The 22,117-nt window shown below is 75.1% G+C and carries 18 protein-coding genes; 12 read left to right on the top strand and 6 right to left on the bottom strand.

Translation table 11 applies throughout. The features are described from left to right. Positions 1 to 65 precede the first annotated feature (65 nt). A complete protein-coding gene (locus ACZ4MO_RS08360; protein ID WP_175008540.1) occupies positions 66 to 1,487 on the top strand; it encodes a UTP--glucose-1-phosphate uridylyltransferase in 1,422 nt (473 codons plus the stop codon). Positions 1,488 to 1,913: 426 nt separating this feature from the next. Here ACZ4MO_RS08360 and ACZ4MO_RS08355 read toward each other — a convergent pair whose 3' ends face one another. From ACZ4MO_RS08355 to ACZ4MO_RS08335, 5 genes are all read right to left on the bottom strand, one after another. Further along, the gene (locus ACZ4MO_RS08355) at positions 1,914 to 2,570 is read right to left on the bottom strand and encodes a YigZ family protein (protein WP_114553442.1); all 657 of its coding nucleotides are present in this window, start codon (positions 2,568 to 2,570) and stop codon (positions 1,914 to 1,916) included. Positions 2,571 to 2,641: 71 nt separating this feature from the next. Next, the gene (gene argG / locus ACZ4MO_RS08350; RefSeq protein WP_175008541.1) at positions 2,642 to 4,087 is read right to left on the bottom strand and encodes an argininosuccinate synthase; all 1,446 of its coding nucleotides are present in this window, start codon (positions 4,085 to 4,087) and stop codon (positions 2,642 to 2,644) included. Between the two features lie 740 nt (positions 4,088 to 4,827). Then, positions 4,828 to 5,316, bottom strand: coding sequence for a VOC family protein (locus ACZ4MO_RS08345; protein ID WP_114553445.1), 489 nt, complete (start codon positions 5,314 to 5,316; stop codon positions 4,828 to 4,830). Positions 5,317 to 5,485: 169 nt separating this feature from the next. Continuing rightward, complete coding sequence (locus ACZ4MO_RS08340) at positions 5,486 to 6,064, bottom strand: Dps family protein (RefSeq protein WP_074806464.1); 579 nt, start codon at positions 6,062 to 6,064, stop codon at positions 5,486 to 5,488. A gap of 335 nt (positions 6,065 to 6,399) precedes the next feature. Then, a complete protein-coding gene (locus ACZ4MO_RS08335; protein WP_114553446.1) occupies positions 6,400 to 7,569 on the bottom strand; it encodes a DUF3866 family protein in 1,170 nt (389 codons plus the stop codon). 35 nt (positions 7,570 to 7,604) lie between these two features. Between ACZ4MO_RS08335 and ACZ4MO_RS08330 the strand changes: the two genes are divergently transcribed. From ACZ4MO_RS08330 to ACZ4MO_RS08285, 10 genes are all read left to right on the top strand, one after another. After that, on the top strand, positions 7,605 to 8,678 hold the full coding sequence (locus ACZ4MO_RS08330; RefSeq protein ID WP_175008543.1) for a WYL domain-containing protein: 1,074 nt from the start codon (positions 7,605 to 7,607) through the stop codon (positions 8,676 to 8,678). Beyond that, positions 8,671 to 9,678, top strand: coding sequence for a WYL domain-containing protein (locus ACZ4MO_RS08325; RefSeq protein ID WP_175008544.1), 1,008 nt, complete (start codon positions 8,671 to 8,673; stop codon positions 9,676 to 9,678). Before ACZ4MO_RS08330 ends, ACZ4MO_RS08325 begins: the two co-directional genes overlap by 8 nt. A gap of 10 nt (positions 9,679 to 9,688) precedes the next feature. Next, a complete protein-coding gene (locus ACZ4MO_RS08320; RefSeq protein WP_108049759.1) occupies positions 9,689 to 10,015 on the top strand; it encodes a hypothetical protein in 327 nt (108 codons plus the stop codon). 93 nt (positions 10,016 to 10,108) lie between these two features. Continuing rightward, positions 10,109 to 10,417, top strand: coding sequence for a Sec-independent protein translocase subunit TatA (gene tatA, locus ACZ4MO_RS08315; protein ID WP_083385040.1), 309 nt, complete (start codon positions 10,109 to 10,111; stop codon positions 10,415 to 10,417). Between the two features lie 3 nt (positions 10,418 to 10,420). Next, positions 10,421 to 11,197, top strand: a complete 777-nt coding sequence (gene tatC, locus ACZ4MO_RS08310; protein ID WP_499278726.1) for a twin-arginine translocase subunit TatC — start codon at positions 10,421 to 10,423, stop codon at positions 11,195 to 11,197. 43 nt (positions 11,198 to 11,240) lie between these two features. After that, positions 11,241 to 12,311, top strand: coding sequence for a diacylglycerol kinase family protein (locus ACZ4MO_RS08305; RefSeq protein WP_175008545.1), 1,071 nt, complete (start codon positions 11,241 to 11,243; stop codon positions 12,309 to 12,311). A 48-nt stretch (positions 12,312 to 12,359) separates the two neighbouring features. Beyond that, entirely contained in the window at positions 12,360 to 15,332 is a 2,973-nt protein-coding gene (locus ACZ4MO_RS08300; protein ID WP_175008546.1) for a DEAD/DEAH box helicase, read from the top strand. A gap of 179 nt (positions 15,333 to 15,511) precedes the next feature. Then, a complete protein-coding gene (locus ACZ4MO_RS08295) occupies positions 15,512 to 17,152 on the top strand; it encodes an amidohydrolase family protein (RefSeq protein WP_175008547.1) in 1,641 nt (546 codons plus the stop codon). Positions 17,153 to 17,545: 393 nt separating this feature from the next. Then, positions 17,546 to 19,189 (top strand): apolipoprotein N-acyltransferase, encoded by a 1,644-nt coding sequence (lnt, locus tag ACZ4MO_RS08290; RefSeq protein WP_175008548.1) that lies wholly within the window; start codon positions 17,546 to 17,548, stop codon positions 19,187 to 19,189. Next, positions 19,186 to 20,004 (top strand): glycosyltransferase, encoded by an 819-nt coding sequence (locus ACZ4MO_RS08285; RefSeq protein ID WP_175008549.1) that lies wholly within the window; start codon positions 19,186 to 19,188, stop codon positions 20,002 to 20,004. Before lnt ends, ACZ4MO_RS08285 begins: the two co-directional genes overlap by 4 nt. 140 nt (positions 20,005 to 20,144) lie before the next feature. Here ACZ4MO_RS08285 and ACZ4MO_RS08280 read toward each other — a convergent pair whose 3' ends face one another. After that, positions 20,145 to 20,489 (bottom strand): RNA polymerase-binding protein RbpA, encoded by a 345-nt coding sequence (locus ACZ4MO_RS08280; RefSeq protein WP_021483180.1) that lies wholly within the window; start codon positions 20,487 to 20,489, stop codon positions 20,145 to 20,147. Positions 20,490 to 20,854: 365 nt separating this feature from the next. On the opposite strand from ACZ4MO_RS08280, the gene ACZ4MO_RS08275 reads away from it, so the two are divergent. Further along, positions 20,855 to 22,042 (top strand): LLM class flavin-dependent oxidoreductase, encoded by a 1,188-nt coding sequence (locus ACZ4MO_RS08275; RefSeq protein WP_108049662.1) that lies wholly within the window; start codon positions 20,855 to 20,857, stop codon positions 22,040 to 22,042. Positions 22,043 to 22,117 lie beyond the last annotated feature (75 nt).

Genomic DNA, 22,117 nt, shown 5'->3' with positions numbered 1-22,117 from the left:
CTCACCCGCGCTCCGGCCGGCCGCCGCACCGGGCCCGGACCGCGCCACGCCCCTACCATCGGGGCATGAGCAGCCAGGGCCTGAGCCAGTCCACCGACCGCATGCGCGACGCGGGCGTCGCCCCCGCCGCCATCGACGTCTTCGCCCGGTTCTACCGGCTCCTCGAGTCCGGCGCGACCGGCATGATCCCGGAGGCCGACGTCGAGCCGCTCACCGACGTCACGCACCGCGACGAGCTCGAGGTGCCCGAGGACGCCGCCCGCGAGGCGCTGCGCCGCACGGCGGTCATCAAGCTCAACGGCGGCCTCGGGACCTCGATGGGCATGGACCGCGCCAAGTCGCTCCTCACCGTGCGCGACGCCGACCCGCAGCGCCCCGACGGCGGGCCGCTGACCTTCCTCGACGTCATCGTCGCGCAGGTGCGGGCCGCCCGGCGCGCGACGGGCGCACCCCTGCCGCTGCTGCTCATGAACTCGTTCCGCACGCAGGCCGACACCCTCGCCGCGCTCGCCCCGCACGACGACCTCGCGGTCGGCGACCTCCCGCTCGACTTCCTGCAGAACCGCGAGCCCAAGCTCCTCGCGAGCGACCTCACGCCCGTCGACTGGCCCGCCGACCCCGAGCTCGAGTGGTGCCCGCCCGGCCACGGCGACCTGTACACCGCCCTCTACGCGTCCGGCGCCCTGCGCGCGCTGCTCGACGCCGGGTACCGCTACGCGAGCGTCTCGAACTCCGACAACCTCGGGGCCGCGCCCGACGCCGCGATGGCCGGGTGGTTCGCCGCCAGCGGGGCGCCGTTCGCCGCCGAGGTCGCACGCCGCACGCCCGCGGACCGCAAGGGCGGCCACCTCGTCGTGCGCCGCAGCGACGGGCGCCTCGTCCTGCGCGAGACCGCACAGACCCCGGCCGACGACCAGGACGCCGCCGCCGACATCGGCCGGCACCGGTACTTCAACACCAACAACCTCTGGTTCGACCTCGAGGCGCTGTCGGCCGAGCTCGACCGCACCGGCGGGGTGCTCGAGCTCCCGCTCATCAAGAACACCAAGACCGTCGACCCGACCGACCCGTCGTCGCCCGAGGTCGTGCAGATCGAGTCCGCCATGGGGGCCGCGGTCGAGGTGTTCGACGGCGCCGTCGCGATCGAGGTCGGCCGCGACCGGTTCCTGCCGGTGAAGACGACGAACGACCTCCTCGTGCTCCGCTCCGACGTCTACGACCTCGACGACGCGTACCGGTTCGTCGCGCGCACCAGCGCGCCGTTCGTGGACCTCGACCCCGCGCACTACAAGACCATCGCCGCGTTCGACGCCCGGTTCGACGACGGCACCCCGTCCCTGCGCGCGGCCCGCTCGCTCACGGTGCGCGGGGACTGGACCTTCGGCTCCGGCGTGACGGTCACCGGCGACGCCGAGCTCGCCGACCCGGGCGGCTCCGCCCGCGTCCCCGACGGCGCCGTCGTCGGCCCGGACGGCGTCAGCGCCTGACGCGGAGGCAGAGCCCGGGTCGGCCGAGGGAGATCCCTGGTTCGCCGAGGTAGAGCCCTGGTCGGTCGAGGTAGAGGTTAGGTCGGCCGGGGTAGAGCCCTGGTCGGTCGAGGTAGAGGCCTCGTCGATCGGGCACTGCACGCGCCGGGCGGGTGCGTCGCCCTCGCCTCGGCTCTGGGCTCTCGGCTCTCTGCCCGACGGCGGTGGCGCCCCGGCCTGTCGTGGTCGCCTGCACCGGCGGGTCGAGCGGGCAGTCATCGACGTGCGAGCAGATCCGCTTCACGCGACTACGGCTCTACTTCGCGTGACCACGGCTCTGCTTCGCGTGACCGGGCCTCTACTTCGCGTGACCGGGCCTCTACTTCGCGTGACCACGGCTCTATCGGGCGCGACCAGGGCTCTACCTCGCGGGTGGAGGGCAGGCGGTCAGGCGGGGACGTCGACGACGCGGCTGTCGCCGCGGCGTGCGACGAGGGTGCCGGACGACGCGGCGGCGAGGCCGGCGTCGAACCGGTCGAGCTCGGCCGGGGGGACGAGGACGGTGAACGCGGCCGTCGCGCCGTAGTCGACGCCCTCGAGCGTGCCGCCGTGGTGGGTGCACCAGTCGCGCAGGACGCCGTGGAGCCGCCCGGCGTCGGCGTGCGGCACGTCGACGCGCACCGCGGTGAGCACGGCGCGGCGCACGGGCCGCGCGAGGTCGAGCGCCTCGCTCACCGCGCTCGAGTAGGCGCGCACGAGGCCGCCCGCGCCGAGCAGGACGCCGCCGAAGTACCGCGTCACGACGGCGACGACGTCGGTCACGTGCCGGTGCCGCAGCACCTCGAGCATGGGGATGCCGGCGGTGCCGGAGGGTTCGCCGTCGTCGGTGGAGCGCTGCTGGTCGGCGTGGGGGCCGACGACGAGCGCGACGCAGTGGTGGCGCGCGTCCCAGTGCTCCTTGCGGACGCGCGCGACGACGGCGTCGGCTGCGGCGACGGACGGGACGGGGGAGAGGTGCGCGAGGAAGCGGGACCTCTTGACGACGAGCTCGTGGTCGACGGGTCCGGCGATCGTCCCCCACAGCTCCCCGGTGCCTGCACTCACGCTGCGAGCCTAGCCGCGACGGCGCCCGGGTCGGTCGTCGACCCGGGCGCCGTCGGTGGGCGTCGTGGCGGTCAGTCCGTGCCGGACTCCATCGCGGCGCGGTCGAGGAGCGCGTCGTCGCCCTCGGCCATGCCGCGTGACGCGATGACCTCCGCGCCGCCCTCGGGCATGGCGCCGATGAGCTCGGTGGACGCCTGCACGGCGCCGATGAGCGCCGCGTGCGTGGTGCCGACGATGCCGATGCCCGCGTACTGCTCGAGCTTGGCCCGCGAGTCGGCGATGTCGAGGTTGCGCATGGTGAGCTGGCCGATCCGGTCCATCGGACCGAACGCGGAGTCCTCGGTGCGCTCCATCGAGAGCTTGTCCGGGTGGTAGCTGAACGCGGGCCCGGTGGTGTCGAGGATCGAGTAGTCCTCGCCGCGGCGCAGGCGCAGCGTGACCTCGCCGGTGACGGCGGTGCTGACCCAGCGCTGCAGCGACTCGCGGATCATGAGCGCCTGCGGGTCGAGCCACCGACCCTCGTACATGAGGCGGCCGAGGCGGCGGCCCTCGGTGTGGTACTGCGCGAGGGTGTCCTCGTTGTGGATCGCGTTGACGAGGCGCTCGTACGCGGCGTGCAGGAGCGCCATCCCGGGGGCCTCGTAGATGCCGCGGCTCTTGGCCTCGATGATGCGGTTCTCGATCTGGTCGGACATGCCGAGCCCGTGGCGGCCGCCGATCGCGTTGGCCTCCTGGACCAGCGCGACGGCCGACTCGAACTCCTGCCCGTTGATCGTCACCGGACGACCCTGGACGAAGCCGATCGTCACGTCCTCGGTCGCGATCTCGACCGCGGGGTCCCAGAACCGCACGCCCATGATCGGGTCGACGGTCTCGATGCCCGTGTCGAGGTGCTCGAGCGTCTTCGCCTCGTGGGTCGCTCCCCAGATGTTCGCGTCCGTCGAGTACGCCTTCTCGGTGCTGTCCCGGTACGGCAGGTCGTGGGCGAGCAGCCACTCGGACATCTCCTTGCGCCCGCCCAGCTCCGCGACGAAGTCCGCGTCGAGCCAGGGCTTGTAGATGCGCAGGTGCGGGTTGGCGAGCAGCCCGTAGCGGTAGAACCGCTCGATGTCGTTGCCCTTGAAGGTCGACCCGTCGCCCCAGATCTGGACGTCGTCCTCCTGCATGGCGCGGACGAGGAGCGTGCCCGTGACCGCGCGGCCCAGGGGAGTGGTGTTGAAGTACGCGCGACCGCCGGAGCGGATGTGGAACGCGCCGCACGCGAGCGCGGCCAGACCCTCCTCGACGAGCGCGGCGCGGCAGTCCACGAGGCGCGCGATCTCGGCGCCGTAGGCGGTCGCGCGACCGGGCACGGAGCCGATGTCGGGCTCGTCGTACTGGCCGATGTCGGCGGTGTAGGTGCACGGCACCGCGCCCTTGTCGCGCATCCACGCGACGGCGACGGACGTGTCGAGGCCCCCGGAGAACGCGATCCCGACGCGCTCTCCCACGGGCAGGGAGGTGAGAACCTTGGACATGGGCACGAGTATGCAGCATTCTGCATACGTATTCAATTCGGTGGTCACGACGTCGTGACGCGCCCGACGGCGACGCGCCGCCGTCCCGTCCCAATAAAAGTGTGCCAAGCGGTAGGGTCCCGTCCATGCCCGACGACGCGACGTCACCCGCCAGCCCGGACACGAGGGGCGGCACCACTACCGGCACGACCGCCGCCTCCCGTTATCCGCGCCCCACGGTCACGCTCGACGAGGCCGAGTGGGTGTGGCGCCTGCTGGCGACGGAGGCGATGGTCGAGGCGGCGAAGCCGGAGACCGTGCGGCTCGCGGTGATCGCCGGCCTCACGCGCGCGACGGGCGCGCGCTACGGCGACCTGCTGCGCTGCACGGTCGACGCCATCGATCTCGGCCCGGAGACGGAGCGCGCGGGGGAGGGGAGGGTCGTGCTCACGCACGGCAAGCACCGCACGGTGCGCGAGCACGTGCTGAGCGCGAGCGTCGTCGTCGTGCTGCGGCGCTGGATGGCGGTGCGGGAGGTGCTCGCGGCGGACCTCGAGGGGTCGGTGCCGCGCGCGCTGCTGCTCACGGTCCACCACACGCACGACAACGGCGTCACGGTGTCCAGCGGCCTGCCCATCACGAAGCAGGGCCTCGTGCTGTCGTGGCGGCGGTTCGTGCACCGCACGAACGCGCGCTACGGGGCCGTGCGGGCACCGCTCCCGACGCGCTTCGAGCAGGTCCGGCGGGCGTGGGTCGAGGCGTCAGCCCCGGTGGGGAGCGGGATCGTCGCCGGGCCCGGTCTCGGCGACGACGCCGGGCGGGACGCCCTCCTCGCCGCCGAGCTCCTGGAACAGCGTGAGGTGGAGGCCGGCGGGGGCGTCGAGGCGTGAGTTGAGCGACCCCCAGGGCGTGCGCGTCGGCGGGGCGACGAGCGACGCCCCGGCGGCGACCGCCCGGTCGGTCGCGTCGCCGGCGTCGCCCACCTCGAGCGCGACCCGGAGGCGCCCCGCGACCCGTCGTCCGACCTCCACGTCGTCGATCGCCCGCGCGTGCCCGGGGGAGGCGATCTCGAGCGTCGCCCGCCCGACGTCGAGGATCGCCACCCGGTCGTCCTCGCCGTCCGCGTAGGCGATCTGCTGGGGGAGGCCCAGGACGTCGCGGTAGAACGCAAGCGCGGCGTCATAGTCCTCCGCCTCGACGACGAGGCGGAGCTGGCGGACGGGCGGCGGCGAGCCGTGCTGGTCGGTCATGCCACGACTCTATGCGCTCTCCAGTATAAATAGTGTGCCAAGCGCACCAGAACCATCGACAGCCCAGCCGGTCACCTCACCAACCAGCCCGGAAAAGCGAGGGCCCCGCCACGACTCGCGTGACGGGGCCCGGTCGCCGTCGGGCCGACGGCGTAGGAGGGGAGCGGGGTCAGGGCTGACCGGCCGCGGCCTCCTCGGCCTTGCGCGCGGCGCCGGCCTCGGTACGTGCTCCCTCGGTGGAGAGGTCGCCGCCCGTCGACTCCAGGTGGGCACGGACGAACCAGTGGAAGAGCTCGAGGTCGTGCAGGTGCCCGATGAGCAGGTCGTTCGTGACGTCGTCGAGCTCCTCGGTCGCGGCCGCAGCCTCGCGGTGGGCCGTGATGACGCCGACGTACACCTCGTCGAGGGCGCCGAGGTGCGCGATCGTCGACGCGCGACCCAGGGAGTAGTCCTCCCAGGTGCGGGCGGCGACGAGCGCACCCGGCGTGCCCTGCGGGGAGACGCCGAGGGTCGCGATGCGCTCGGCGGTCGCGTCCACCATCGCGCGCACGGCGTCGACCTGCGGGTCGATCATCTCGTGCACCGCGATGAAGTGCGGGCCGACGACGTTCCAGTGGATGTGCTTGAGCGTGAGCTGCAGGTCGTTGAGCGCGTGCAGCCGCTCCTGGAGGATCCCGGCGATCTTCGCCCCTTCCTCAGGGGTGAGCGACGGGACCGTGTACTTCGGCAGGTCGGAGCGAGCAGCCATGGGTTGCCTCCTCGGGTCGGTGACGCGCGCCGGGACGGCGGCGGGACGACGGCTCGGGTGCCGTCTGTCCCCATCGTGGTGCCGGGGCGCGGTCCTCGCAGGACGAGTGCTCGGTCCCGCGGTCGCACGAGCAGGACGACGCCGAGCACGGCGAGTCCGTCGAGCCCTGCCGCGACCCCGGACGAGACGTCGGCCAGCGCGACCGCCCGCACCGCGAGCGCCACGGCGACCAGCACGGCCTGGAGGTCGACGTCGCGGCTCCGGGGGGCGGCGGCGAGCTCGGCCGCGAGCGCCAGTGCGGCGACGGCGGTGGTCGTGGTCCCCCTACGTCGTGGTCATGCGGGCCTGACGGATTCGGCGTGGGCGCCGGCGACGGCGGCGGTGAGGAAGGCGGCGGGGTCGGTGTCGAGGCCGCGGCCCATGGTGGACAGGCGGACGGGGGTGTCGTGCAGGGCGTGGAGGAGGTCGGGTCCGGCGGGGACGGGGACGAGGTGGTGGCGGCCGGTGGGGGCGGCGAGGGTGTGGGCCTGGTGGGTGATGCGGGCGGTGAGGTCGGGGCCCCAGCCGGGGAGGTTCTCGACGTCGGGGGTGGGGACGGGCAGGGGGAGGTCGCTGGGGGCGAGGGCGACGCGGCCGTAGGCGGTGAGGGAGTGGTGGGAGATGCCGAGGTGGCGGTCGCGGGGGTCGGCGCCGGAGACGCGCAGGGAGGCGACGGGCCGGCCGCGCAGGGTGGCGACGGCGTTGAGGGCTTCGCCGGCGGCGACGCCGGAGAAGCCCCAGCGGGTGCCGGTGCCGAGGTTGCCGGGTCCTTGGGCGACGACGACGAGGTCGGCGCCGGTGACGTGGTGGGCGGCGAGGAGGCCGGTGTGGACGGTGACGGCTTCGAGGTCGCCGCCGAAGGCTTGGCCGACGGTGATGCAGGTGTCGATCCAGCCGGTGTCGCGCAGGGTGGCGATGGTGCGGGAGAACGCGGCGGGCAGCGCGCCGCCGTCGGTCATGACGTAGGCGATGCGGGGGGTGGGACGGCCTGCGAGCGCGGCGGCGTGGCGGGCGCCGGCGACGACGGCGGGCAGGGCGGAGTGGAGGTCGGCGACGACGACGGGGGTGTCGGAGAGGTCGTCGGCGTCGCGCAGGGTGTCGTGGTGGGGGGACTCCTGCTCGTCGACGCCGAGGACGAGGGCTTGCAGGGGGGTGTAGCGGGCCTTGACGAGGTGACCGGGTCCGGGTGTGGGGTCGGGCGGGAGGGGGGTGGCGGGCTGGGCGGGGCCGACGACGAGCGCGTAGCCGCCGGTGCCGAGGCCGCGGGCGAGGGCGGAGACGTTGAGGAGGACGTGGTCGCCGGGGTGGGGGGTGCCGACGAGCTGGGTGTACGCGAGTGCGCGCACGGTGGCGTGGGGGTCGTCGGGGCGCCCGGGCAGGGGTGTGTGGAGCCTGACGTTCAGCTCTTGGGCTCCGGTCCAGGCCTTCGCGTGCGACACCACGGTCGCGGTCCGCCACGTGATCACGCGGCACACCCTATCGACCGACTAGCGTGGTGCCGATGTCCGAGCCCACTGCTGCCTCCGCGCCCTCCGTCGCGTCGTCGTCGGGGGGTTCGTCGACGAACCCTGCGGCGCGTCTGCTGAACCTGGTGATCGCGTTGGTGAACACGAACGCGTCGATGACGAAGCAGCAGATCCGGTCGAGCGTGGCGGGGTACGGGGACGCACCCTCGCCCGACGCGTTCGAACGGATGTTCGAGCGGGACAAGGACACGCTGCGCGACCTGGGCATCCCCATCGTCACGGTGGACGCGGGCGGGCACGCGGACGAGGTGGGGTACCGGATCGACCAGGACGCGTACGCGCTGCCGGCGGTGGACCTCACGCCCGCGGAGCTGGGGGTGCTGGCGCTGGCGGCGCAGTTCTGGCAGGACAAGACGTTGCGGACGGACATCTCGCGCGCGCTGACGAAGCTGCGGGCGGCGGGTGCGGGGGAGACCGCGATGGACGTCGTGGCGGGTCTGGCGCCGCGGGTGCGGGCGGTGGGGGACGCGTACGCGACGCTCATGGACGCGATCTCGGCACGGCGCGTGGTGTCGTTCACGTACCGGGCGGCGAGCACGGGCGAGGTGCGGCCGCGCCGGGTGCAGCCGTGGCGCATCGCGGCGCGGCGCGGCGGCTGGTACCTGGTAGGCCTGGACCTGGACCGGGGCGCGCCCCGGTCCTACCGGCTGAGCCGGGTCGAGGGACGGGTGCGGGCGTCGGGGCCGCGCGACGCGTTCGAGGTGCCGGCGCACGTGGACGTGGACGCGGCGCTGGGCACGCGCGACGCGGGCGGGCTCGCGCGCTTGGCGGTGGTGCCCGAGCGTGCGGGGGCGCTGCGGGCGCGCGGCACGGTCGTGGGCTCGGTGCCCGACGCGCGGGCGGGCGACAGCGCGGGCCGCGACGTGCTCGAGGTGGCGTACGACGTGCGGTACGCGATGGCGGACGAGGTCGTGGGGTACGGGGACGCGGTGCTGGTGCTGGGGCCGCCGGACCTGCGCGAGGCGGTCGTGCGGCGGCTGCGCGACGCGGCGGGACTGGCGACCGGCCCGGCCGACGGCGGCGGACAGGCGGAGGTGGAGCGTGGCTGAGCGCGCGGACGACCGGCTGGTGCGCCTGCTGGGCATCGTGGCGTACCTCGACGGCGCGGGACCGGTGCCGGTGGGCGAGCTCGCCCGGCACTTCGGCGTCAGCGAGCGCCAGGTCCTGGACGACGTCGACGCCCTGTGGGTGTCGGGCACGCCCGGGTACTGGCCCGACGACCTCATCGACTTCGACGCGGACTCGATCGAGCGCGGCGTGGTGCGCCTCACCGAGGCGCGCGGCATGACGCGCCCCCTGCGGCTCGGCACACGGGAGGCGGTCGCGCTCATCGCGGCGCTGCGCGCGATGCGGGAGACGGCGGCGGTGCAGGCCGACCCGGAGCGTGCGGGCGTCGTGGAGTCGGTGCTGCGCAAGCTGACCGACGCGACGGGGGAGGCCGCGGCGGCGCTCGACGTGCAGCTCGCGCCCGAGGGCGACCCGCGCGTGGTCGCGGCCATCACGAGCGCGCTCGTCGCGGGCCACCGCCTGCGCATCCGGTACGTCACCGCGGCGGACGAGGAGTCCGAGCGGGACGTGGACCCCGTCTCCCTGCACACGCAGGACGAGCACGCCTACCTGCTCGCGTGGTGCCACCGCGCCCAGGGACGGCGCACGTTCCGCGTCGACCGCATCCTCGCCGCCACCGAGCTCGACCAGGCCGTCGAGGGGCACGACGTCGACCCCGACGTGGACTTCACGCCTACCGGCGACGCGCCCCTCGCGACCATCACGTTCGCGAGCCCGGCCCGCGCCGTGGCGGAGCAGGTCCCCGTGGAGTCGGTACGCAACCTGCCGGGCGGCGCGTTCGAGGTGCGGTTGCGCGTCACCAACCCCGTGTGGCTGCGCCAGCTCCTCACCGAGCGCGCCCGCCACGTCCTGGCCGTCGAGCCGGCTGCCGTCGCGCAGGACGTGCGCGAGGCCGCGAGCGCCGCCCTGGCCGCGTACGCGCACCTGCCCGCCGGCGTCCCGGGTGGCGGCCCGTCGGGCGCCGACCCCGCCGCTGGTTAGGGTGGGCGGCATGTGGTTCTGGGTCTGGACGCTGCTCGTCGTGGGCACGCTCGTGGGTGCGTTCTTCCTGGCGCGGCGCCTGTGGCGGTCGGTCAAGGGCCTAGGACGTGAGCTGTCGCGTGCGTCGCAGGTCGCGGCAGACCTGGGTGCGCGGGCGGACGAGCTGGCGCGAGCTCAGCAGGAGGCGCAGCCCTCGACGGCGCCCACGCTGTTCGACGACCCGGTCGAGCTGCGCGCCCGGGTGGACGTGCTGCGCGCGGACCGCGAGGAGCGGCGCGTGCTGCGGCGCCGCCGCGACGAGCTGGTGTGGTCCCGCTGGCGGCGGTTCAACGCCTGACCGGCACCGCGGGACGGGGGTCGCCGTGACCTATGATGGCGCGAAGAGCAACGTCGCCCCTGGCCGCCCACGAGTAGGTAGTAGGTTCCCGCCGTGAACATCCTTCGTCACCCCGCGACGATCGTCGTCCTCATCCTCCTGGTCCTGCTGCTCTTCGGGTCGAAGCGGCTCCCCGACATGGCGCGTTCCGTCGGCCAGTCGCTGAAGATCTTCAAGAAGGAGGTCAAGGATCTGCGCGAGGACGACGACGCGACGACGACCACGACGCCGTCGGGCACCACCGCCACGACGAGCACCGGCACCACGACCGGCGCCACGACGACCGGCGCGGCGGGCACGGGTGCGACGAGCGTGACGGGGGGCACGGCGTCGTCCACGCAGGACGACACCCCCAAGGCGTAGTCGGTGTCCCGCTCTCCCCGTGACCCCGAGGGGCGCATGCCCCTGCGCGAGCATCTCGTCGAGATCCGCAAGCGCCTCTTCCTCGCCGCGATCGGCATCGTCCTCGGTGCCGTGGTCGGGTGGATCGTGTACGAGCCGGTGCTGCAGGCGCTGCAGCAGCCGCTCGTCGACGCGGCCGAGCGCCGCGACGTCCTGACGGGCCTGAACTTCGAGGGCGTGGCCACGGCCATCGACATGAAGGTCAAGGTCTCCCTGTTCCTCGGCGTCCTGCTGTCGAGCCCGTGGTGGCTGTACCAGCTCTTCGCGTTCATCACGCCCGGCCTGACGTCCAAGGAGAAGCGGTACGCGTTCGGGTTCATCGGCGCCGCCGTCCCGCTGTTCCTCGCCGGCGTCGCGCTCGCGTGGGTGATGCTGCCGCGCGCGGTCGCGCTCCTCAACGAGTTCGTGCCCGACGGCAGCGCGAACCTCATCAACGCCCAGATGTACCTCGGGTTCGTCATGCGCCTCATGCTCGCGTTCGGCATCGCGTTCCTCGTGCCCGTGATCATGGTTGCGCTGAACACGATGGGCGTGGTCCGCGCCGCGACGTGGCTCGCCGGGTGGCGCTGGGCCGTGCTGATCTCGTTCCTGTTCGCCGCGATCATGACCCCCACGCCCGACGTGCTCACCATGTTCTGCGTCGCGCTGCCCATCTGCGCCCTGTACTTCCTCGCCTACGGGATCTCCGTCCTGCACGACCGGCGCGTCGACCAGCGCGACGCCGCCCGGCTCGCCCTGTGAGCACCACGCCCCGGCCGCGCCCCACCGGGCGCGGGGACTACGCATGAGCACGGTCGCGCTCGTCGTCAACCCCACGGCCGGGCGCGGGCGGGGCCGCACCGCCGGCCGCCGCACCGCCGAGGCGCTCACCGCGGCCGGGCACGACGTCCTCGACCTCAGCGCCCCCAGCCTGCCCCTCGCGCAGGAGTCCGCCGACGCCGCCGTCCGCGGCACCGTCGCGGCCGCGGGCGTGGACGCGCTCGTCGTCGTCGGCGGCGACGGCATGGTGCATCTCGGCGTCAACGCCACCGCGGGAACCGGCGTGCCGCTCGGCATCGTCGCCGTGGGGACCGGGAACGACTTCGCCCACGCCCTCGACCTGCCCACCGGCCGTCCCGACCGCTGCGTCGACGCCCTCCTGGCCGCGCTCGGCCCCGCCGCGAGCGCCGGGGCGACCGTGCGGGTGGTCGACGCCGCGCGGGTCGCGGGCGAGCACGTGCCGGTCGCGCGCTGGTACGCGGGCGTGCTGTCCGCCGGGATCGACGCCGCGGTGAACGCGCACGCCAACGCGGCGACCTGGCCGCGCGGACGGTCCCGGTACGCGCGCTCCGCCCTGACCGAGATCACCCGGTACCGGCCCTACGGGTACCGCCTCACCGTGCGGGGCGTGCCCGCGGGCGACGACGTGCCGGACGTCCTCGCCGGGGCGCCCCTGCTGCCCCTGCCCGACGCCGCGCAGCACCCGGACGCGGCCGGCGGCCCGGACGGACGGGCCTTCGTGTGGGAGTCGCCGGGCGCGCTCGTCGCCGTCGCGAACAGCCCCCGCTTCGGCGGCGGGGTCCGGGTCGCGCCTGGCGCCGTGCCCGACGACGGTCTGCTGGACGTCGTCGTCGCGGGCCCGCTCGGGCGGTGGGGCGCCGCGCGCGTCTTCCCCGGCATGTACGCGGGCCGTCACCTCGCGCACCGTGCGGTCGGGACCGTGCGGGCGACGTCGGTCACGGTCGAGGCGACCGCCGCGGGAGCCGCGCCGCCGCACGCGTTCGCCGACGGGGAGCACCTCGGGCCGCTGCCGCTGCGGGTCGACGTCGTCCCCGGGGCGCTGCGCGTGCTCGACGCCACCGTCCCCGCGCGCTGAGCAGGAGGCTCGACCGGCGAGGTGGGCGGCGGACCGTAGGCTGACGGCATGACGGCCGACGAATCGCCCGCCGCCCGCTACGCCGCGTCCCGGGCCCGCCAGGCGGCGTCCCGCACGCGGCTCGCGGACTTCCGGCAGGTGCTCGACTTCCCCCTCGACGACTTCCAGGTGCGCGCGTGCGAGGCGCTGGAGGAGGGCCGCGGCGTGCTCGTCGCCGCACCCACGGGCGCGGGGAAGACGGTCGTGGGCGAGTTCGCGGTCCACCTCGCCCTCGCGGGCGGGCGCAAGGCGTTCTACACCACCCCCATCAAGGCGCTGTCGAACCAGAAGTACGCGGACCTCGTGCGCCGCCACGGCGCCGACTCCGTGGGCCTGCTCACCGGGGACACGACGATCAACGGGGAGGCGCCCGTCGTCGTCATGACGACCGAGGTGCTGCGCAACATGCTGTACGCGGGGTCGCGCACCCTGGACGGGCTCGCGTACGTCGTCATGGACGAGGTGCACTACCTCGCCGACCGGTTCCGCGGGCCGGTGTGGGAAGAGGTGATCATCCACCTGCCCGACGACGTACAGCTCGTGTCCCTGTCCGCGACCGTGTCCAACGCGGAGGAGTTCGGCGACTGGCTGGAGATGGTGCGCGGCGACACGACCGTCGTCGTCAGCGAGCGCCGGCCCGTGCCGCTGTGGCAGCACGTCCTCGTCGCGTCGGCGAACCCCGCGGCGGGGGTCGCGCACGCGGGCGGCGGGCGCGCGCCCGGCGCGGACCTGCTCGACCTGTACGCCGGGACCGTGGACCCGACCGACCCGGGCGTGAACCCGCCCATCAACCCCGACCTGCTCGCCGCGTTCCGCACCGCGCCCCGCACGGGCGGCCCCGGTCCGGGCGGACGGCGGGGGTCCGGCGACCGCGGGTACCGCGGCCGCGGGGGGCGCCGCCCGGGGCCGGACCGGTCCGTCGTCGGGCGGCGCACCCCCGCCCGGTTCGCCGTCGTGGACGCGCTCGACGCGGACGGGCTGCTGCCCGCGATCTACTTCATCTTCTCCCGCGCCGGGTGCGAGGGCGCCGTGCAGCAGTGCCTCACCGCGGGGCTGCGCCTGACGTCGCCCGCGGAGGAGGCCGAGATCCGGCGCGTCGCGGAGGAGCGCACCGCGACCATCCCGACCGAGGACCTGGAGGTCCTGGGGTACTGGACGTGGACGGAGTCCCTCGCGCGCGGCATCGCGGCCCACCACGCGGGCCTGCTGCCCGTGTTCAAGGAGACGGTCGAGGAGCTGTTCAGCCGCGGCCTCATCAAGGTCGTGTTCGCCACCGAGACGCTCGCGCTCGGCATCAACATGCCCGCCCGTTCCGTCGCGCTGGAGAAGCTCGTCAAGTGGGACGGCACCGCGCACGTCGACGTGACCCCGGGGGAGTACACCCAGCTCACCGGGCGTGCCGGGCGGCGCGGCATCGACGTCGAGGGGCACGCCGTCGTCGTCGACCACGCGGGCCTGGACCCGGTGCACCTCGCGGGCCTGGCGTCCAAGCGCCTGTACCCGCTGCGCTCGAGCTTCCGGCCCACGTACAACATGGCGGTCAACCTCGTCGCGCAGGTCGGGCGCGACCGGGCGCGCGAGGTCCTGGAGACGTCGTTCGCGCAGTTCCAGGCCGACCGCGGCGTCGTCGGCCTGGCCAAGCAGGCGCAGGCCCACGCCGAGGCGCTCGACGGGTACGCGCAGGCGATGACGTGCGACCGCGGCGACTTCGCCGAGTACGCGGCGCTGCGGCGGCGCATCACCGCGCGCGAGGGGGACCTGTCGCGCGCCGCGAGCCGGTCGCGCCGCGCCGAGGTCGTCGCGGCGTTCGAGCGCCTGCGGCCCGGGGACGTCGTCGAGGTGCCGTCCGGGCGGCGCGCGGGCTACGTCGTCGTGCTCGACCCGGGGGAGGGCGCCGGGTTCGACGGCCCGCGCCCCACCGTCCTCACGCAGGACCGCCAGGTGAAGAAGCTCACCGTCGCCGACGCACCCGGCGGGATCCGCACCGTCGCGCGCGTGCGCATCCCCAAGACGTTCAACTCGCGCGTGCCCGCGCAGCGGCGCGACCTCGCCTCCACGCTGCGCAACGCGCTCGGCGCGCTCGACGAGCCGGGCACGCGCCCCGGCCGCACCACCCGCGCCCGGTCCGGCGCGACCGACGACGCCCAGCTCGCACGCCTGCGCGCCCAGCTGCGCGCCCACCCGTGCCACGACTGCCCCGACCGGGAGGACCACGCCCGCTGGGCCGAGCGGTGGGCGCGGCTGAAGAAGGAGCACGACCAGCTCGTGCGGCGCGTCGAGGGCCGCACGGGCTCCATCGCGCGCGTCTTCGACCGCATCTGCGACGTCCTCGTCACGCTCGGCTACCTCGCGCCCGCCGAGCCCGCGCAGGACCCGGCCGCGCCCCTCGAGGACGCCCTGGACGAGGAGGAGACCCCCGGCGCCCCGCCCACCGGGCGCGCCGCCCGCGAGGCCGCGCGCACCGGCCTGCAGGTCACGCCCGACGGGCAGTGGCTGCGCCGCCTCTACGCCGAGAACGACCTGCTCCTGGCCGAGTGCCTGCGCCGCGGCGTGTGGGAGGACCTCGACGCGCCCGCCCTGGCCGCCGTCGTGTCCACGTGCGTGTACGCCGGTCGCCGCGAGGACCACGGCGAGCCCGACGTCCCCGGCGGCCCCCACGGCAGGCTGGCGCGCGCGCTCGAGGCCACCACGCGCGTGTGGTCGGAGGTCGACGACCTCGAGGACGAGCACGACATCGACGCGACCGGGCCGCTCGACGAGGGCCTCGTCACGGCCGTGCACCGGTGGGCCGTCGGCCGCAGCCTCGACGCGGTGCTGCGCGGCTCCGAGATCGCGGCCGGCGACTTCGTGCGCTGGTGCAAGCAGGTCATCGACGTCCTCGACCAGGTCGCGGGCGCCGCCCCCACCCCCGAGGTCCGCCGCACCGCACGCCAGGCGATCGACCGCCTGCGCCGCGGCGTCGTCGCCTACTCCAGCGTCTGAGCGCGCCGCCGCCCCGGTGGCACCGTCGGCCGGCGGCGCGCGGGGCGTCTCGCGAGGCCGGCTCGGAGGACCGGCGCTGGAGCCGGCCGGCGTGACGTGCACGACACGCGCCCGGACCTGCGCCGACGCCGCCACCGGGCGGTGAAGCACGACGGGTTGTGGCGGTATCGTGAAGGACTGTGGCCTCTACCCTGTACCGCGGCGGCGTGATCCACTCCCCGGCCGACCCGTTCGCGGAAGCACTCCTCGTCGACGACGGCGTCATCGCCTGGATCGGCGCCGACGACACGGCCGACGGGCTCGCCGCCCGCGCCGACCGCGTCATCGACCTCGACGGCGCGCTCGTCGCCCCCGGGTTCGTCGACGCCCACGTCCACCTGTTCGAGGTCGGGCTCGCCCTGGCCGGCGTCGACCTGTCCGCGAGCGCCGGCGTGACGACGCTCGCGGCCGCGCTGGACGCCGTCGCGAAGGCGGCAGCCGGGGCGCACGAGGACGACGTCGTGCTCGCGTACGGGTGGGACGAGCGGTCCTGGCCCGAGGGGCGCCCCCCGACGCGCGACGAGCTCGACGCCGCGGCGGGCGGCCGCGCGGTGTACGCGGCCCGCGTGGACGTGCACTCCGCGGTGGTGTCGACGTCGCTCGCGCGCCGCTGCGCGCTCGAGTCGCGGCCCGGGTGGGACGAGTCGGGCTGGGTCGCGGGGGAGGCGCACCACGTCGCACGCGACGTCGCGCGGGCGGTGTCCCCGGCGCGGCGCACGGAGCTGTACCGCACGGCGCTGCGGGCCGCGGCCGAGCAGGGCGTGGTGTCGGTGCACGAGATGAGCGCCCCGCACATCGACACGCGCGCCGGGCTGCGGGAGATCCTCGCGCTCACGGCGGACGCGGCGTCGGGCCTGCCGCACGTCGTGGGGTACCGGGGCGAGCTGTGCGCCACGGCCGACGACGCGCGCGCGCTCCTCGCGGACGTGCCCGGCCTCGCGGGCATCGCGGGCGACCTCAACGTCGACGGGTCGATCGGGTCGCGCACCGCCGCGATGCGGCTGCCGTACCAGGACGGCCCGGACCGCGGTGACCGCGGGAACCTGTACCTCACGGCGGAGCAGATCGCGGACCACCTGTCCGCGGTCGCGGCGGCCGGCACGCAGGGCGGGTTCCACGTCATCGGGGACCGCGCGATGGACGAGCTCGTGCTCGGGCTCGGCGTCGCGGCCGAGGCGCACGGGCAGAGCGCGGTGCGCGCGGCGCGGCACCGGGTCGAGCACGCGCTGTTCGTCGACGCGACCGCGCTCGCCACGCTCCTGCTGTACGGGGTGAGCCTGAGCATCCAGCCCGCGTTCGACGCCGCCTGGGGCGGCCCGGACGGCATGTACGCCGCGCGGGTGGGCGCGATGCGGGCGCAGGGCCTGAGCCCGTTCGCGGACCTCGCGGGCGCGGGCGTGCCGCTCGCGTTCGGGTCGGACGCGCCGGTGACGCGGATCGACCCGTGGGCGGGCGTGCTCGCCGCGATGTCGCACGTCGACCCGGACCAGCAGATCTCGGCCCGGGCCGCGTTCCGTGCGCACACGCGCGGCGGGTGGCGCATCGCCGGGCTCGACCACACCGGCGCCGGGCAGCTGCGCGTCGGGGCGCCCGCGCACCTCGCGGTGTGGCGCGGGGAGCACCTCGTGGTGCAGGGTGCGCTGGGCCGCACGACGTCGTCGTGGAGCACGGACGCGCGCGCGGGGCAGCCGCTGCTGCCCGAGCTCGGCCCGGACGTGCCGCGACCGCGGTGCCTGCAGACCGTGCGTGCCGGAGTGCCCCTGTTCGACACGTTCGTCTGATCGCTCCCGCTTGACAGGGCGGTGAGCCGGAGTAGTTTCGACAGGGTGTTCCGGCCCCCGCGGCCGCAGGGGGATCAGCCACCGACGACGACCCCTCGGCGTGCCGCGCCGGGTACCTGGCCGGGCTCGCGCGCTCAGTAGAAAACGTGCTCCGCCGGTGGCGGCGTCGTACGGGCCGAAGGGCGCGCGAGCCCGCACACACCCTCCCGCCGGCTCCCGGCGGACGGGCGCGGCCCCGCCAGGTCTTCGTGCAGGTCCGTGGCGTAGGGTGCACCCGTGCACGCCCCCGAGCCCCCGGCCGCTCCCGCCGGGCGATCCCGCCCCGCAGGCACGGCCGCCCGTGCGCCCGAGACCGGCACGCCCCCCGACCGGCAGCCGGGACCGAGGCCGGGTGTGCAGCCCGACGGTTCGCCCGAGCGCGAGGTCCCCGCAGGCGCGTCGCCTGCCGCCCCGTCGCCTGCCGTACCGTCGCGGCCCCTGACGCTCCTGCTCGCCCTCGCGGGCGGCCTGCTCACCGACACCGCGTTCCCCGACCGGGGGTGGTGGCCGCTCGCGTTCGTCGGCGTGGCCACCCTGTTCTGGGCGCTGCGCCGCGACGGCGCGCGCTGGGGCTTCCTCGTCGGCCTGGTGTGGGGCCTGGCGTTCTTCCTGCCGCACCTGTGGTGGGCGAACTACGCGACCGAGACCGTGCCGTGGCTCGCGCTGTCCGTCATGGAGACGTGCTTCGTCGGGCTGCTCGGTGCCGCGTGGGTCTGGGCACGCCGCTGGTCGTGGCTGACGGGGCGTGCCGGGCGACAGGCCGTCGCGTTCGCGGTGCTGTTCGTCGGGGTCGAGCAGGCCCGCACCGAGGTCCCGTTCGGCGGGTTCCCGTGGGGCCGGCTCGCGTTCTCCCAGGCGGACTCCCCGCTGGTCGGCGCGGCGTGGCTCGGGGGAGAGGTCCTCGTGTCGCTGCTCGTCGCGCTCGTCGGGGCGCTGCTCGCGGTCGCGGTGCTCGCCGTGGTGCGCAGCCGTGACGTCGTGACCGGCGCCGTCGTCCCCGTGGCCGTCGCCGCCGCGCTCGTCGCCGCACCGCTGCTCGTGCCGCTCGACACGCGCGCCGAGGCGGGCACGCTCGCCGTCGGCGCCGTGCAGGGCAACGTGGGCGAGCCCGGCCTCGGGTCGTTCGCGAACCGGGCCGAGGTGCTGAACAACCACCTGCAGGGCACCCTCGCGCTCCTCGACGACGTCGGGCCGGGCGACCTCGACGTCGTGCTGTGGCCCGAGAACGGCTCCGACCTCGACCCGCAGACCACCCCCGAGGTCGCGCGCGCCATCGACGACGTCGCGCAGGAGGTCGGCGCGCCGATCCTCGTCGGCGCGCAGGAGTACCCCGAGACCGGCGGCCGGTACAACGTGTCGCTCCTGTGGGAGCCGGGCACCGGCGTCGTCGACCGCTACGCCAAGCAGCACCCGGCGCCCTTCGGCGAGTACATCCCGCTGCGCTCCCTGCTGCGCGTGTTCTCCGACCAGGTGGACCGCGTGAGCATCGACATGATCGCGGGCACCGAGACCGGCGTCGTCGACCTCGACGCGCCCCGGCTGGGTCGCACGGTGCCGCTCGGCGTCGTCATCTGCTTCGAGGTCGCCTACGACGGCCTCGTGAACGACGCCGTCGACGCGGGCGCCGAGCTGCTCGTCGTGCCGACCAACAACGCCTCGTTCGGGTACACCGCCGAGTCGACGCAGCAGCTCGCGATGTCGCGGCTGCGCGCCGTGTCGACGGGCCGCGCGACCGTGCAGGTCTCGACCGTCGGCGTGAGCGGCGTCATCGCCCCCGACGGCACGCTCCTGCAGAGCACCGGCCTGTTCACCGCCGACCAGATGGTCGCCGACCTGCCGCTGCGCACCAGCCTCACCCCCGCCGTACGGGCGGGGGACTGGCCGGGTCGCGTGGTCGAGCTCCTCGCCCTCGGCCTCCTCGCCGCCGGCGTCGTCACCGCCGTCCGCGAGCGCCGCACCCGGACCGCCCCGGTCCCGGCCGGGGGCGAGGCGTCGTGAGCGGGGCCGCGGGGGAGGGTGGCGCCGCGGTCGGGCGCGTGCTCGTCGTCGTGCCCACGTACGACGAGGCGCTGACCCTGCCGGGCACGCTCGCGCGCCTGCGCGCCGCGGTCCCGGACGCGGACGTGCTCGTCGTGGACGACGCGAGCCCGGACGGGACCGGTGACCTCGCCGACGCCGCGGCCGCCACCGACCCGGGCGTGCACGTGCTGCACCGGGCCGGGAAGGAGGGTCTGGGTGCCGCGTACGTCGCGGGGTTCGGGTGGGGCCTGGACGCCGGGTACGACGTGCTCGTGGAGATGGACGCCGACGGCTCCCACCAGCCGGAGCAGCTGCCGTCCCTGCTCGCCGCCCTCGGCCCCGCCGCGGCGGACGGCGCGCCCGACGGCGCGGACCTCGTCATCGGGTCGCGCTGGGTCCCGGGCGGGCGCGTGGAGAACTGGCCGCGCCACCGCGAGGTGCTCTCGCGCGCGGGCAACGCGTACGTGCGCCTCGCGCTGGGGCTGCACCTGGGCGACGCGACGGCGGGCTACCGCGCCTACCGCGCGTCGGCGCTGCGCGCGGTGGACCTCGCGAGCGTGGAGTCGCACGGGTACTGCTTCCAGGTCGACATGGCGTGGCGGGTCGTGCGGGCGGGGGGCCTGGCGACGGAGGTGCCGATCACGTTCGTCGAGCGCACGGCGGGGCGGTCGAAGATGAGCCGCGCGATCGTCACCGAGGCGTTGTGGAAGGTGACGGTGTGGGGTGCCCGACGGCGCGCGGCCCAGCTCGCGAGCCTGGCGCGGTCGGTCGCGGGGCGGCGCGGCACGCGCTGAGGCGTCGTCCCGGTGCGGGCCGCGCGACCCCGCGACGTGCGTGCCGCGCCGGCGCGAGGGCGCGGACGCCGGCCGTCACGCACGAGAGGCCCGGACTCCCTCTCGGGGGTCCGGGCCTCTCGTGCGGGTGCTGCGAGGCGTCAGGCGCTGCGGCGCAGCTTGCCCGCGCGCAGCAGGCCGAGGCGCTCGTCGAGGAGCTCCTCGAGCTCGGAGATGGTGCGGCGCTCGAGCAGCATGTCCCAGTGGGTGCGGGCGGGCTTGCCGGCCTTGGGCTCGGGGCGCTCCGCGTCGCGCAGCAGCGCCTCGGCGCCGCAGCGGCACTCCCACACCGGGGGGACCTCGGCGTCGGTCGAGAACGGCAGGATGATGGTGTGCCCGTTGGGGCAGTCGTAGTGCGCCTGGAAGCGGGGGGCGAAGTCGACGCCCTCGTCCGACTCCATGCTCTTCGCACCGATGCTCATCCCGCGCAGCGAACGGTCGGCCATGGTGTCCTCCTGAGGGGTCTTCGGGGGTGGGTGGGCGCGCCCGGTGGGGGTGCGGGCAGCGGCCCGGTCTACGAGAGGCAACGCCTCACGTGCGGTCGGTGTTCCGGTGCGCCGTGAAGGTCCGGTGAACGTCGCGGGGCCCACGGCCTGGTGGCCCCCTGCGCTGCGTCGTGCCGGCCCGCCTCGGCGCGCGGTCCCAGGCTCCCGGGTTTCGATGCCCCGCGCAACTCCGCGGCCGTCCGACCGGCCCAGACGTGTGCACGCTCACACCTGGCTCCCCGGGGGGCGGGAACAAACTCGCGGGGAGCCAGGTTGAGCGGCATGTACATGCAAACGCATCGACCTAGGACTCCCGGGAGCACACCATGCAGTTCGGCATCTTCACCGTCGGCGACGTCACGACGGATCCCACGACGGGCCGGACCCCCGACGACACCGAGCGCGTGCGGTCCATGCTGACGATCGCGAAGCACGCGGACGAGGCGGGGCTGGACGTCTTCGCCACCGGGGAGCACCACAACCCGCCGTTCGTCCCGTCCTCGCCGACGACCATGCTCGGCTACCTGACGGGCGTGACGAAGAACATCGTCCTGTCGACCTCGACGACGCTCATCACGACGAACGACCCGGTGCGCCTCGCGGAGGAGTACGCGATGCTCCAGGTCATCTCGGACGGCCGCATGGACCTCATGATGGGCCGCGGCAACACCGGCCCGGTGTACCCGTGGTTCGGGCAGGACATCCGGCAGGGCATCCCGCTCGCGATCGAGAACTACGCGCTGCTGCGCCGGTTGTGGACCGAGGACGTCGTGGACTGGGAGGGCAAGTTCCGCACCCCGCTGCAGGGCTTCACCTCCACGCCGCGGCCGCTGGACGGCGTCCCGCCGTTCGTGTGGCACGGGTCGATCCGCAGCCCCGAGATCGCCGAGCAGGCCGCCTACTACGGCGACGGGTTCTTCCACAACAACATCTTCTGGCCCATGAGCCACACCAAGCAGATGGTGCAGTTCTACCGCCAGCGCTGGGAGCACCACGGCCACGGCCCCGCGGACACCGCGATCGTCGGGCTCGGCGGCCAGGTGTTCATGCGCAAGGACTCCCAGAAGGCGTGGGACGAGTTCCGCCCCTACTTCGACAACGCGCCCGTCTACGGGCACGGGCCCTCCATGGAGGACTTCACGCGCGAGACGCCGCTCACCGTCGGCTCGCCGCAGCAGGTCATCGACCGGTACGCCGCGATGCGCGACCACGTGGGCGACTACCAGCGCCAGCTGTTCCTCGTCGACCACGCCGGCCTGCCGCTCAAGACCGTGCTCGAGCAGATCGACCTCCTCGCCGGCGAGGTCGTGCCCGTGCTGCGCAAGGAGATGGAGGCCGTCCGCCCCGCGCACGTGCCGTCGAACCCGCCGAGCCACGCCGAGCGCGTCGCGGCCGCCCGCGCCGCCGGGACCGAGGGCGCCGCGCACGTCGGCGGCACCGAGGACCTCTGGACCGGGCGCACCGCCGAGGACGACACCCGCACCGCCACCGCCGGTGCCGCGTTCGGCCTGTGACACCGGCGACACCCGCGCCGTGACCACCCGCCCGACGGCGTACGGTCGAGGAGTGCCCCGCACCCGCGACCGGCC

This window comes from Sphaerisporangium cinnabarinum, from assembly GCF_055567015.1.
Note: the sequence above shows the minus strand (reverse complement) of the source record. Positions and strands in the feature narration are given on the sequence as shown.